Source organism: Saccharibacillus sp. CPCC 101409 (assembly GCF_030518235.1).
Classification (GTDB): Bacteria; Bacillota; Bacilli; order Paenibacillales; family Paenibacillaceae; genus Saccharibacillus.
The window spans coordinates 64,706-79,251 of the sequence record NZ_JAULSA010000015.1 but is presented as its reverse complement, the minus strand read 5'-3'; the positions used below and the strand labels follow the sequence as shown (position 1 = coordinate 79,251).

At 61.3% G+C, this 14,546-nt stretch carries 6 protein-coding genes; 1 reads left to right on the top strand and 5 read right to left on the bottom strand.

Annotated elements, in window-relative coordinates; all coding sequences use genetic code 11:
- Positions 1 to 200: 200 nt before the first annotated feature.
- The 5 genes from QWJ34_RS22750 to QWJ34_RS22730 all read right to left on the bottom strand — a co-directional run bounded on the left by QWJ34_RS22750 (position 201) and on the right by QWJ34_RS22730 (position 13,729).
- Complete coding sequence (locus tag QWJ34_RS22750; RefSeq protein WP_302731393.1) at positions 201 to 5,654, bottom strand: GH92 family glycosyl hydrolase; 5,454 nt, start codon at positions 5,652 to 5,654, stop codon at positions 201 to 203.
- A gap of 21 nt (positions 5,655 to 5,675) precedes the next feature.
- Positions 5,676 to 7,370 (bottom strand): S-layer homology domain-containing protein, encoded by a 1,695-nt coding sequence (locus QWJ34_RS22745; protein WP_302731392.1) that lies wholly within the window; start codon positions 7,368 to 7,370, stop codon positions 5,676 to 5,678.
- Positions 7,371 to 7,393: 23 nt separating this feature from the next.
- Entirely contained in the window at positions 7,394 to 11,194 is a 3,801-nt protein-coding gene (locus QWJ34_RS22740; protein WP_302731404.1) for a PA14 domain-containing protein, read from the bottom strand.
- A gap of 606 nt (positions 11,195 to 11,800) precedes the next feature.
- Positions 11,801 to 12,670, bottom strand: coding sequence for a cation diffusion facilitator family transporter (locus QWJ34_RS22735; RefSeq protein WP_302731391.1), 870 nt, complete (start codon positions 12,668 to 12,670; stop codon positions 11,801 to 11,803).
- Between the two features lie 192 nt (positions 12,671 to 12,862).
- The gene (locus tag QWJ34_RS22730) at positions 12,863 to 13,729 is read right to left on the bottom strand and encodes an alpha/beta fold hydrolase (protein WP_302731390.1); all 867 of its coding nucleotides are present in this window, start codon (positions 13,727 to 13,729) and stop codon (positions 12,863 to 12,865) included.
- Positions 13,730 to 13,929: 200 nt separating this feature from the next.
- Between QWJ34_RS22730 and QWJ34_RS22725 the strand changes: the two genes are divergently transcribed.
- Positions 13,930 to 14,505, top strand: a complete 576-nt coding sequence (locus tag QWJ34_RS22725; protein ID WP_302731389.1) for a TetR/AcrR family transcriptional regulator — start codon at positions 13,930 to 13,932, stop codon at positions 14,503 to 14,505.
- Positions 14,506 to 14,546: the final 41 nt, after the last annotated feature.

Here is a 14,546-nt window from a genome sequence, read left to right as displayed (position 1 = left end):
GTTAGCCGGCCGAAAAGCCGTAAAGAGCGCGATTAGCGTCGCTCCCTTCCGTTAGATTTCGAAAAACCGGAAGCCCGAAAAACGGGCTCCCTGAACGCAAAAAGAACCTTTATCCCCGGTCCGCAGGGGTGAAGGTTCTTTGGCATAAACAAAAGGCCGGGCGAAAAACCGGGAAAGAATCCCCAGGCTTCGCCGGGATATTACTGTCCCGCCGAGAACGCGAGGCGGTCGAAGTTGCCGATATACGGCAGCGTGCCGGTAGTCGCGCCGCGCATCACGACGTACAGATCCTGTACGCCGCTTACCCGCTTGGACAGCTCGGCGGACACGGTCTTGTACGAGCCCCAGCCGCCGCCGGTATTGGGCAGCTTGATCGTGCCGATCAGCTCGCCCGCGGCCGAGCCGAGCCGCAATTCCAGCGCCGCGTCGGCCGGCGCTTTCTGCGAAGGCGCGTCGTACGTGACTTCGACGACGTTCATGCCGTCCGCGCCGAAGTCCGCGCGGGCGTAAGCCAGCCACGCGCCGGGAAACGTATCCTTCACAACGATGTTGTCGCCGTTGTTCTTCTCCGTGCCCAGCGGATTGCCGTTGGAATGCTTGGCATCCGTTAAGCTCGTGTATCTCTCGAACTCAATCGCCAGTTTGCCGTTCACCGCCGAGAAATTCGGCTGCGGAGTTCCCGGATCGGAACCTCCCGGGCCCGGCTCTTCGCCGCCCGGCTGCGGGTCTGCCGTATCGGAACCGCCGGTTCCGGCAAGCGTAAACGCCGCTTTGTCGAAGTTGCCGATGTACTTGTACGTGCCGTCCGTCGTACCGGTCAGCACCAGATAAATATCCTGCACGCCGGTCAGCTTGCGCGTCAGGCCCGCCGAAGCGGTCTTGTACGTGCCCCACGACGCGGCGGTCGGAGGCGCGGCGACTACGCCGACCCGTTCGCCCTGCGGCGAGCCGAGGCGGACTTCCACCGCGGAGTCGGCGGCCGTGTTGGTCGAATTGCCGGAGTAAGTCACGGCAAACGTGTCGGCTCCGGCGCTGCCGAAGTTCATCGCTTTGTAGGCCAGCCAGGCACCGTTAAACGTACCCGCCACCTGCCGGCCGCCGTTGCCGGCTTCCGTCTTGAGCGGTTGGCCGTTCGCCGGATTTACATCCGTCGACCCTTGATCGTAGCTCTCCAGCTCCAGGGCGGCGTAATCCGCCCGGATCTTCTCGTAGCTCCAATCCATGCGGTCGAAGTTGCCGATGTAAGGCAGCGAACTCGTTGCGGTTCCCCGCAGCACGACTGTCAGGTTCTGCACGCCGGTGATCGTCTCCGACAGCAGCGCCGTCGCTTTGCCGTAATTGCCCCAGCCGCTGCCCGTCGCCTTGAGCGGGAGCGTGCCGACCAGGCGTCCGGTCTCGGAGCCGATACGGAATTCCAGCGCGGCATCCGCGGGAACTTTGTTCGACGGCGCGTCGTACTCGATCGCGATCCGGTTCGCCCCTTCCGCGCCGAAGTTCACGTCCCGGTAAGTCAGCCATGCGCCGCCGAACGTATTGGCGACGACCGTGCCGGAGCTGCCGGCTTCCGTTTTGAGCTTATTGCCGTTGATCGGGTGCGCCGCCGCGGACAGCGAAGCGTAACTTTCGAACTCGATCCGGTTCGGGTTGGCTTCCGGCGAATCCGGTTCGATCGCCGGTTCCGGCACATCGATCACTTTGACCGGCACCGGAAGCGGTTCGGGCAGCGGTTCTTCGCCCGGCTCGCTTGGATTGCCCGGATCGCCCGGCGTTCCCGGCTGTTCGCCTCCGCCCGGCTCGGGCTGCGGTTCCGGCTGCGATACGATCGGGTCGGCCAGCCAGAGCGAGTCGTACACATTGCCGTTGTAATCATCGACCAGATAAATGTTGACGCGGTATTTGTCGGCGTTCACGTTGAACGTCTGCGAAACGTCGAAGCTGCCGGTTTCGACCGGGATGGCGCTGCTTACGAACGCCTGCGAAGCGCCGTTCATCAGCTGGATCACGGCGACCGCCGAGTCGGAGTACGCGCCTTTGAGCGTTCCCTGGACGCTGACCTGCATATTGCCGCCGCGCTTGACGTCGGCTTCCAGATCGAACACGTCCCACCTGATATCCGACGTGTACGCTTTGTCGGAGATCAGCGCTTCGCCGTAAGCGCGGTTCAGCTCCGCGTTCGCTTTCGCGCGAACCTGCACCTTACCGGCTGCGTAAGCGGCCGGGCCGACGATCTGCGGATTGGACGCCGCGGTCGTCCACGAAGCTCCGCCGTCGGTCGTGAATTCGTAAGCCGATGCTTCCGCGATGCCCGGCACGGCGGTCCAGCCGAACGTGTTGGCGGTATCGTCGACGACCGGAGCCGTCGGAGCGGCCGGACGATCCAGCTGGCGCAGCGCGCTCAGCGACAGATCGAGCGCGATATCCGAGCTCGTGGCGTTGACCTGGTGGATCTCGATCGCGATCGTGTTGACGCCCTCGGCCAGCACGGACGGATCGACGGAGAAGCTCACCGGACTGCGCTCGTCGCCTACGGTCGCATTGGCATACGTTTTGTAACCGATCCTGCCGCTTGGCATATTGGTGCGGTAGACCTCATTCCCGTTGACGTACACAACCGCCCCGTCGTCTCGTACCAGACCGCCTTCAAGCTCCAGCAGACCGTCGACGTCGGACAGTTCGAACGTTTTGCGGAAATACGCGGTCGGGTTCTTGTCGCTCTCGATGCCTCCGAAGCTCAGGACCGTCTTCGCGTATTTCTTGTTGTCGTAGCCGAGCGGGGCCGCGCCGGATTTCCAGCTCTTGTCGTCGTACGACACAGACGTCCAAGCCGTGCCGAGATCGCGGCCGCCGTCTTCGTATTTCCAGGTCGAACCCATAGGCATCAGCTCGGCGCGCACCAGCGTGCCGCCCGGCTCCGAACCGTAGTCGAACGTCGGCGGCGCGGAAGAAGCTCTGGCGCCCCAGGACGTATTCGGCTCCGATCCCATATCGAACGTCAGCGCGCCGCCGTTCATGATGTCGTCGTAGCCGATCCATGCCCGGTCGAAATTCTTGCCGTTCAGCGAAGCGGAACGGATATAGCGGTTCTCGCTCGACGAGCCGTCCGCTTTGATCGTGAACGTTTTGCCGTTATCCAGATGCAGCGTCACTTCCGAGAAGATCGGCGAGCCGATCAGGAAGTTCGCGTCGCCCGGATTGCCGGGGAACAATCCCAGCGCGCTGTACACAAACCACGAAGACATCGCGCCCGCATCGTCGTCCATCGACTGGAGGTAGCCTTCGGGATCGTCGCGGTAAATACGGGATTTCAGCGGATAGCTGTACAGGCCGTGGTTGTGGTATTTCTGCGTGACGATTTCCGTCGTGTACTCTCTGGCGTAATACTGGGTCAGATACGGATAGCCCAAATAATCGAACAGATACGGCGTATCCAGCACCGTTTCGTTGACTCCCAGATACTCGTCGCGCGCGAAAAAGTCCTGAAGCTGCTTCGCCATTTCGGCTTTGCCGCCCATCAATTCCGCCATCCCCCGAATATCGTGCGTGGAAGAAAATCGGTACGTCCACAGGTTGCCCTGGTACGCATACTTATCCACCGCCGTCACGTCGGATTTTTCGACCGTTTGACCGTTAGGCGTGAAAAAGCCCATCTTCCGCCCTTTCTCGTCCACCTGGTTCGCGTTCCACAGATCGCGGTAAGCCGCTGCGGTCTGTTTGTACTTTTCATACGCCGCTTCGTCTCCCGTCAGCTCGGCCAGCTTCATCGGGAAATAGCCGCTTTTGGCCTTTTCCAGCTTGCCCGAGATTTCCGTGTCCGAGATGGCGAAGTTGTCCGCGTCCGTGCCCATGCCTTTCAGCGCGGCGCGCACATCGAAGTCGCGGAAACCTTTGGCGTAAGCGTCGAGGATGACCGCTCCGTTGAACTCGTTGCGCACGGTCGGACTCGGCCAGTAGCCGTCGCCCCACTGAGTATAGGAGCCTCTCGTCTTGTACAGATCGACCAGCGATTTGACCATGTTCTCGTACCGCTGCGGTTCCAGCACGGAGAACAAGGCGTACTTGCGGAAGTCGTCCCAGGTCGTCCAGCCGTTGTAATACTCGAAATTCTCGCCCAGCTCGGACGCCTGGCGGATCGTGTTTTCGTCGCGCCCCGCTTTGAACGTGCCGGAGGAGCTGGTTACGTTTTTCGGATGCAAAAAGGAATGGTACAGCTGCGTGTAGAACACGCGCTTGTTGGTCTCGTCCGCGTCCTTGATCTCGACTTTGCCCAGCACATCGCTCCATTCTCCCTTGAGCTTGGCGCGCTGACCGTCGAAATCCCAGCCTTTGATATCGGTATCGCGCTCGATCTTCGCCTGCTCCGGACTGACGGCCGAGAGGCCGACTTTGGCCTGGACCGTCCTGCCCGACGAGGTGTCGAAGTTCAGCCATGCGCCGCTGTTCGAACCGCTGCGCGAAGACACTTCGCCTACCGAATCGCCCTGCCACGACTGATACGAATCGAAATCCCGGTCGAACTGGATCGAGTAGTAGATCGTGTAATAGCCGTGCCCGCACACGTTCTGCGACTGGATCATGCCCGAAATTTCGTTCGAGCCTTCCACTTTGAGATTGGCGTCCACCATCCCCGCATAGGAGTTCGACAGATCGATCAGCACCGAGCCGTCCCGCTCGCTTTCGGGGAACGTATAGCGGTGCATGCCCACGTTGTCCGACGCGGTCAGCTCGACGCCGACGCCGGAATTCAGGTTGACCGCGTAGTAGCCGGCTGACGCCTGCTCGCTGCTTTTGTCGTAGAGCTGTTTGTATTTGCCGCTGTCTTTGGTAAAATCGCCGGTCTCCGGCATCATCAGGATATTGCCGCCCGCGCCGCTGCACCCGACGCCGCTGAAGCGCAGATGCGAGAAGCCTTTGAGATACTTGTCCTGGTAGTAATAGCCGCTGAACGCGCCGCCGTCGCTGTCCGGCCCGAGCGATACCAGGCCGAACGGAGCGGTCGGGCCGGGGTTGGTCTGCCCGTTGTCGCCCAGCGTATTGATAAACGGATCGACGTAATCGACCGCCGGCAGGCTGCCGGCGGGATACGCCGGATCGAGTTCCGCGTCTACGCCGTACAATTCCAGCTCGTACACCCGCGCCACATTGGCGTCGTAAGCGCCCTGGCTGATATACAAACGGAAATACCGCGCCGTTACCGGCTCGGGCAGATAACGGTCGACGATCGTCTGGGCGTTGTTTTGCACCACGTCGACATCGGACCACGTTTTGCCGTCGGCGCTTTGCTGCAGCCGGTAGTTCTTCGTATTCCAGAACGGGCTGTTGCCTTCGTTGATGCCCGCGTTCTTGATCGCCCACTCGTTGACCGTATAGACCCGGCCCAGATCGAGCTTGAGCCACTTAATCTTCGCGTTCGAACTGTCGGCCCATTTGGTGTCCGACCTGCCGTCGACCGCGTACTTCGCCGCTTCGCTGCTTTTCGTTTCTCCCGATGCCTGCACCGCCGCGTTCAGCGCGACGTTGCGGGTCGGCACGGCCGCAGCCAAGACGGCGCTTGAATCGGAAGCGGCCGCGGCCGCTTCCGCGCCGCCCGTCAGCGGATCGGCGAGGCCGATCAGCATCGCCGCCGTCAGGACGATCGAGCTCCATGTTCTGCGCATGATATTTGTATCCTCCGCTTCTTAAAATGTGCCGTCCGGCAGCAGGCGCAGCACCATCGCTGCCACTTCGGCGCGGCTTACGGTGCGGGCCGGTTCGAACCGGCCGCCGCTGCCTTCGAGCAGGCCGGCGGCGCGGGCCCGGTTAACGGCCGCTTCGGCCCAGGCCGAGATGTCATTGGCATCCGTAAAGGCCGCCGCGTTCGCATTCTTCTCAGGCAGGCTGAAATATTCGGCCGCCCGTACCAGCGATACCGCCGCTTCTTCGCGGGTAATGGAATCGTTCGGGCGGAATTTGCCGCCGTAGCCGGTCACGATGCCGAGCGCCGAAGCCTGCGCGGCGTATTCCGTGTAGTAGCGGCCCTGCGGCACGTCCTTGAACGGATTGGCCGGGTTCGCGCTCGTCTGCGCGCGGCCTTCGTGCTCCACGGCGCGCATGAGCAGCGTTACGAATTCCGCGCGGGTGATACCGCGGGCCGGCGCGTAATGGTCCGCGTCCACGCCCGCGACCAGATGCTTCGCGCTCAGCGACTTGACCGGGCTTTCGGCCCAGTGGCCTTTAAGATCGGCGAAGGTTTTATCGTATTCGAGCACCGCGTAAGTCGAGAAATGGATGGTCTTGAACGTGAACATGCCGTTCGCGATCCTGCCCGGCATGTATTCGATCCGGCCGCCGTCCGCGTAGTAGACGCCGGCCAGATCGGCCGCGATCTTCGCCGCCTGGGCGGCTGTCGGCTTGAGCGATACTTCGGCCGGCAGGGCCAGTTCGCGCACGTTGGTCGCCTTGCCGCCGTCGATCGTGCGGATGACGGCGGAGAGCACCACGCCGGTGGCGCGGTATTCGCCGCCGGCCGGCAGGGAGGCTTCGACCTGCGTCTGCGCCACGGTGTTCCAGGCCGGATTGAGTTCGATCCGGACTCTGGCGCTTGCGCCGGCGGGAGCGCCGATCGCGCCCGCCGGGAACGTAATGGTGTGGCCGCCGCTTATCGAGACGGCCAGGGCGAGCCTGCCCGCGCTCAGTTCCCGCAGCGAAGCCGCCGGGAACTCCAGCGCTCCGCCGGCCTGCGCGGTCGCGGCCGGCAGCTCGATCGTGACGGCGCCGCCCGGCCGCGCCGCTTCGGCCGCCGCGCGCAGCGCGTCCGCGCCGGCGAGATATACGCCGGCGCTCGAAGCTTCGGCGCGCACGACCGCGCCGGGGGCTTCGCCCGCGCCGGCCGGGATGCCGGCGCCGCTGCCTGCCGGCGGCGCGTCGCTGCCGCCTGAGCCGCCGGTGCCCGGCGAAGTGCCCGTTCCGGGGCCGCCCGCCCCCGGATCGCCGGTTCCCGGGCCGCCGCCGCCCGGATTGTCTCCGCCGGGATTGCCCGGCGAAGTGCCGCCGCCCGCGACGGCGAAGGTCGCGGTCGCGCTCTCCGAGCCGGAGCCCGCCGCGACGGTGTACGTTCCGGCCGGCGAGAGATCCTCGCTCGCCGGAATCGTAACCGAGGCCGAATATTTGCCTTCGGCCGGGGTGAGCACGTCGATGTAGAAAATATGGCTTTTCGGGCCGACGATCTTCACGACAACGCCGCTGCCGTCGGGCGCGGAGCCGGACAGCTTCAATTCGCCGCCGCGCCGTACTTCCTTCGCGCTCAGTTCGAGCGTGAAGGCGGACGCCGCATGGACCGCGGCCGGGGAGAATGCCAGCAGAAACGCCAGCAGGGCCGCCAGATAAGTTTTCAACGTCAAATTCCTCTCCTTCTTCCTCATTGCAGCAGCACCGGCTCGGCCAGCTGCGCGGGTACTTTGAGATCGCCGTCGAACGCGTCGAATACGAACGCTTTCACCCGGTAGCCTTCGCCGCTTACGTTAAAGTACTGCGTTACGTCCAATTTCTCTTGATCGATCGGAATCGCGTTAATCAGCATCGGGGTGCTGCCGTACATCAGCTCCACGACCAGGTAAGCCGGACCGTCGTACTCGCCCGCTTGTTCCGCCGTGAATTCCGCTTTGAGCTGCCCGCCGCGCTCCAGTTTGCCGCTCAGCGCGTACGCGCCCTGCAGTCCGGCCGCCGTATACGGCTTGTCCGACAGCAGCGCTTTGCCGGCTTTCCGGCCGGATGCTTCGTCCGCCGCAACGCGCACCTGCACATCGCCCGCCGCATAATCACGGTCGCCGACCGGCTGCGGATTGCTCGCGATCGGCTGCCAGTTCTTGCCGCCGTCCGTGCTGTATTCGTATTCGGCCGCCTTGTCGTAGCCCGCCGTGCCGGTCCAGCCGAACGTATTGCGCAGATCGTCGACGACCGGAGCCGTCGGCGCGGCCGGCACGCTGCTGCCGGTATCGACGGTTACGACCGGAGAGTTGTCGCGCTTGTCGACGGAACGCACCGCAAACGTATAATGTTCGCCCGCTTTCGCCGCGTCGACCAGGTAGCTGTACGCGTCCCGTCCCTGCGCGGCCGGCACGTATACGCTCCAGTTCTTGCCCAGTTTGCCGTCCGTCTCGTAAATGCGGAAACCGCGGATCGCGTCGTCTTCGCTTTTGTCGGCCGGTTTGGTCCAGGTCAGCGACACTTTGCCGCCGCCCGCGGCATCGGCCGTCAAGTCTTCGACCGGATTCGGCAGCTCGTCGCCCCGGACAATCGAATACGTGTCGAACGGACTCTTGTCGCCGGACATATACGAGTCGATCTTGAAACGGTCTTCGGTCATGCTGACGCCGGAGTAGACGGCCTTTCTCGGCTGTTCGTAGATATCGGCATAGTACCGGTCTACGCCGCTCTGCACATCGTAGAATTTGGTCGCCGCCGAGTTGTTGATCATATACAGCGTCCCGTTCGGGCTCAGCACGTTTCCTTCGGCGTCTTTTTGAATATGCTCGACCTTCTTGTCGTTATACATCTGGAAGGAACGCATAAACGTATGGTCGTGTCCCTGGAGCACCACGTCGATGCCGAGTTCGTCGAATACCGGATGCATTTTCTCGCGCAGCGCCAGAATATCGCCGTCTTTCGCATGGTTGCCGACCGAGTAGATCGCTTTATGGAACGCGACGATCTTCCACTTCTTGTCGGTCTGCGCCACTTCGCGCTTCAACCAGTCGACTTCCTGGTCGAACGAATTTCTCTGGCGCTCGTCCCAGTTCATGTCCATCGTGTTCAGGATCATGATATGGGCGTCGCCGTAGTCGAACGAGTATACGCTGCCCGGCGGCAGAGGATCGGGAATCGAATCGTTCGGATAGTTGAAATGGTAATAATAGTTGTCGTTGTACGGTCCTTCGTGGTTGCCGACCGCCGCCATCAGCGGCAGATTCATCAGCAGTTTCTGCGGCTGGCCGAAGTAGTCGAGCCACTGCGATTCCTGCGCGCCCGCGTCCACCTGGTCGCCGGTCATCACCAGGAATTTGGCGTTCGGAAAGTCTTCCAGACCGTTCTTGAGCGTATCGGCCCAGACCGAGTAATCGTTTGTGTTCGACCCCTGGGAATCGGTCATGTACAGGAACTGGTAATCGTTCTCCTGTTGTCCTTCGGTCGTAAACGTTCCGGTCCCGCTCCAGTTCCCGTCGCTGCCGACCCGGTACTTGTAAGCCGTGCCCGGCTTGAGGTTGTCCACTTTGACTTTGTGGCTGATAAACGAACCCGTCGTCGAGCCGGTAATCTTCAGATTCGGCAGCACGCGCGTATCGTCGGACTCGCCGGCCGCCCGGATCTTGTCCGCGGAATCGAAGTCCCGGTCTGCGGGCACGATCTCCACGATGCTGTCGAGTATATCGGCCGGCGCTTTCTCCGGGTGCTCATAGCGCGTATACCAGGCGAATGCCCGGTTGGTCTGCGCGTCGCCGTACAGCGACATCGCAATGGCGATCGGCGAATAATCGACAAGCGCATTTTCCGGATTGAACCGGAACCCCGGCGCCGGAGTTCCGTCCGCCAGCGCAAGTCCGCCCTGACCGTCGTAAGCGACGGATACCGCCTCCTGCCCTTTGATCGGCTCGGCCGGATTCAGCTTCAATTTCAGCTCGGCCGGATCGGCTCCGCGCTCGGCCGACTGCACGGCCAGCGGCTGCCCGCCGGAAGTCAGAGTCAAATGATTCTCCAGCCCCGACGGCGGATCGGATATGTCCGACTTCAATTTCAGCAGCAGCGTGTTTCCTCCGTCTTCGACGCTGCCCGATACCGGACCGGCGTAGCTTTCCGGCAGGTAAAAGGCATAGGCGGGCACGATCTCTTTGCTCAGGCCCAGAGCCGGAGCGGCCCAGCGCAGATACAGGTTGGAGCCGCCGTTTTCTTCGAAATATTCGATCTTGAACGTATGTTTGCGGCCTCCTTCCAGACTGACCGGCAAGCTGGTCTGCTCTTTGTCCCAGTCCGCGACCCAGTGATCGATCACGAGCCGTTCGTCGATCCACAGCCGGAAGCCGTTATCGCCCATCATGTAAAAGGTATAATCGCCCGTTTCCCGCGGCACGATCTGCCCGGTCCAGCGCGCGTTTACGCCGTCCGCAGTTCCGGTCCACTTTTGCAGCACCGGCTCCAGATCGGCGAAGTTGATCTGCGGATCGATCGTCGTCGCTTTATAATCGCCGAAGCCGTAATCGCCGCCTCCGGTCTTGTAATACTCGCCCAGCAGCCCCTGTCCCGATTGAAGCGCCGGCGGAGCGTCCAGCTCCAGCGAGAAGAACAGGTCCGAGCTGTCCGCGCGCTGCTGGTGCACCTCGGCGGCGATCACGTTCGTTCCTTCTTGCAGCCGGGAAAGATCGACGCCGAATTTCTCTTCGGGCCGTTCGTCGCCGACCGCGTCCGGAGCCAGCGTGTGCGGCTCGACCGGTCCCTGCGGCAGATTGGTCCGGTACACTTCCTCGCCGTTGAGATAGATGACCGCGCCGTCGTCTTTGACCAGCGTCGCGATCAGCTGCCGGATCGACGATTGGTCCGTCACCCGGAATTCTTTGCGGAAATAAGTCGTGATGTATTTCTTGGAAGCGACGCCTCCGTAACCGATCGTCGTCGCCAGTTCTTTGCCCTTGCCCGAACTCGCGTAACCGAGCGGAGCCGGAGCTTTCTCCCAGTCCGCATCGTCGAAGCCCGCGTCGTTCCAGCCGGCCGCCGGAGCGCTGTCGCCTACCCGATACGACCATTCGGCGCCGCGCGCCACCAGCTTCGTGACTGCCGCGAGCGGCATCGAATCGCTATCCGCATCGGCGGCGTCCGGCTGCTGCGTTTGCGGCGGTTCCGGCGTTTCCTCATCCGGCGGCTCGACGCCCGGCGCTTCTCCCTGCTGCCCGTCTTCGTCCGGTGTCCCCGGTTCGGGGGCTCCGTCCCCTGAGTCCGCATCGCCCGGCGCCGGATTCGGAAATCCGCTTTCCGCGCCGCCCGGCGGCGTTTCGCCGTTACTTTCTTCGCTGTTTGCAGCCGGGAGCTGCGCCGCTTCTTCGCCTGCGCCCTGCGGCGCGGCAAGCGTTTGAATCGCATAGGCCTTGCTCGTATGTACGTCTGCCGGCAGCACCGGCGTCAGCAGCATCGCCGCCGTCAGCAGCAGGCCGATCGGCGCATTCCTTTTCATCACTTCTTTTTCCCCTCTCTGTGTGAAAATATACAGTGCCATCGAAAAATATACGTTTAAGGCGGGCGGTGTTCAATCCATGCTCGGTAAACGGCGGGTTAATTCTATGTAAAAAAAGAAATAGCGAAAAGTACGGCAAAAAGAACGGCCGCCCTTTGAAGGCAGCCGTCCAGATTGTCGAGAAACGATTTGATGTCAACCTGATCGAATAAATAGGTTCGATTGGAATGAAAGGTCGGGAAAGGGATGGAGAAATAAAGCGAACGGCAGAACGAATCTAAAATAGCTGCGTATTGCCCCTTATTCCGGCTTAATCTTACTTTTTCGAGAAAATAACTGCGCTGATACCCTTATTTCAAGCTTTTTCGCTTCGATTCGGCCTTTGGCTCCCGAATAATTGCACCTGTGTCGCTATTTGAAGAAGTCGAAGCGTTTCGCCTCAAATAAGTGTACCTGTGTCGCTATTTTCCGGTTGAAACCCTACCCGGAATTGCCGACACCCTGAACGTCCGTCCTTCGCCGCGCAGCCTTTCCTTTTGCATAACTCTGCATATTCACTTTTCAATCCGCATTGAGGGTATATCCCGGCTTCCGGCGGCAGCTCCGCTACTCCTTCGGCTCCACATGCACGCCGACAAAATAAATCTCGTGCTTTTCTTTCAGCTCCGCTTCGATCCGGTCGGCGATATCGTGCCCTTCGATCAGGCTGAGGTCGCGCGGCACTTCGACGATCACGTCGATGACGGTCTGGCTGCCGTTGACCCTCGCTTTGAGATCGCGCACTTCTTCCACGCCCGCAACCGCGCCGATCGTCTGCCGGATTCCGGCCAGTTCTTTCTCGTCGAAGCCGTCGGTCAATCGGTGCAAAGAATCGCTGAGAATCTCCCAGGCCGTTTTGCAGATAATCAGCCCGACGACGAACGCCGCCACCACGTCCAGCCAGGGCATGCCGAGCTGCGAGCCCAGAATGCCGACCGCGGCGCCGATACTGACCAGGGCGTCGGACAGATTGTCTTTGGACGCCGCCATCAGCGCCTGGCTGCCGGTCTGCTTCGACAGCGCCAGATTGTACCGGTATACGCCGTACATCGCCGCCGCGCAGAACAGGGCGACCGCCGCGACCCAGGCTTCGGGCGATTCTTCTTTGCCCGCCGTCAGCGTCCGTCCCGCGTCGACCAGCACCTGCACGCCGACCAGCGCCATAATGACCGACGCGATCAGCGCCGCCACCGTTTCCGCGCGAAAATGCCCGTAAGCGTGATCGCCGTCCGGCGGTTTGCGCGAGATGCGCAGCCCGATCAGCACCGCCACCGAAGCGACGATATCCGTCAGGTTATTCAGTCCGTCCGCCTGGAGCGCGCTGGACAGGAACAGGTATCCGATCGTCAATTTGAGCGCGGACAAGATCAGGTAAGCAAAAATGCTGACCCACGCGCCGCGTTCGCCTTCTTTGATTTTTTCGTACACATCGACCATTTCGCCGCCTCCCAAAGCCCGGAGTTTCCCGGAACTTTTTCATCATACCAAGCGGGTTTGCAGTGGGTCTACGGCAACATGTTAACCCCCGGCGAATAGTGTATGCCCCGCGAAATAGTCTGACGGCGGCCAAACTTTGTTGAGCGGAGGCAAAGGCGGCGAACGATCGGCGTATACTTCCCGGTTCGTCTGTCAGCCGATCGACCGGGCGGACAAGAAGCGGCGGATCAGCTCCGCGCTCAGTTCCAGTTCTTCTTCGAGCGGAAAATGCCCCGTATTCAGCAGGTGAACTTCCGCGTCTTTCAGGTCTTTCTGGTAAGCCAGCGCGCCCGCCGGTCCGAAAAACATATCGTTCTTGCCCCATGCCGCAAGCAGCGGAGGCTGGAACGTTCTAAAATACTCGTGCCAGGCCGGATACCGCTTCAAGTTGTTGCGATAATCGTAGAACAGCGCCAGCTGGATCTCCGCGTTGCCGGGCCGGTCCAGCGCGATCTGGTCCATATTCCAGCTGTCGGGACTGACGACTTGGGGATTGCGCGTTCCGTCGACGTACTGGTATTTGGTGAAATCCGGTGTCAGCATATCGAGAATGCCTGCACGGTTCGACTCGCTGTCGGGATCTTCCCACAACGCGCGTACCGGCGCCCACGACGGTTCCAGTCCTTCTTCGTACGCGTTGCCGTTCTGGGAAATGATCGCCTGGATTCGTTCGGGATGCGCCGCGGCCAGGCGGAATCCGACCGGCGCGCCGTAGTCGTGCACGTAAATGCTGTACCGGTCCAGCTCCAGCCGCTGCGTGAACCGGTCGATCAGCGCGGCCAGGTTATCGAACGTATACTCGAATTCCGACATCGGAGGCTGATCGCTATTGCCGAAACCGGGATAATCCGGAGCCACGATATGATAGCGGTCTTCCAGGCGCGCGATCAGATTCCGGTACATATGCGAAGACGAAGGAAATCCGTGCAGCAGCAGCAGAGTCGGATTCTCGCGGCTGCCCGCTTCCCGGTAAAAGATATTCAGCCCGTCCACCTCGACAAATTTATACGTCACGCTCATTGTGCATCTCTCCTTTTCTGTAACGGCGGATATCGGTTCCGCTGCGTTGATCCAAATTATACATACAGGTCTGTATAGTTTCAAGTTCTTTTTGATTTGTTCCGTTGACGCTCCCGTTTGCCAATCATTTGGAGACTGTCTATAATACTTATACAGGTCTGTATACCTTCGGGAATTTGCGAAAAAAGGCGGGAACCTCCATGGCGAACAAAAGCAAAAAAGAACATATCCTGCACGTCGCGTCCGGGCTGTTCAACAAACAGGGCATTCGCGGCACGGGTGTGGATCAGGTAGTGGCCGAGTCGAAGATCGCCAAGATGACGCTGTACAATCATTTTCCGTCCAAAGACGATCTGGTGCTCGCCTATCTGACGAAGCAGGACGACGAGTGGAGAAGCTGGTTCGAAGCGTCCGTCGACAGCCGAGCTCAGACGCCCAAAGACAAACTGCTGGCGATGTTCGACGCGCTCGGGGAATGGTTCGGGGAAAAGGAATTCACCGGCTGCGCGTTTATCAAAGCGGCTTCGGAATTCGGCGACCCGGCGCATCCGTATCACGGAGCGGCGCACGGGTACAAATTGAACCTGCGCGCTTATATCGCGTCGCTGTCCGAAGATTTCGGCCCGGCCGATCCCGGCGCGCTGTCGGACAGCCTCTATCTGCTCGTCGAAGGCGCGATTATGGCCGCTATGCTGCAAACGGCCGCCCGTCCGGCGCTGCACGCCCGCCGGGCGGCCGAGATTCTGATTGCGCATCACGCTCCGGCGGCGGTTTGAGGCTTTTGGAGTCCGGGCGGTGCGGAGCCGCTTGAAGATTC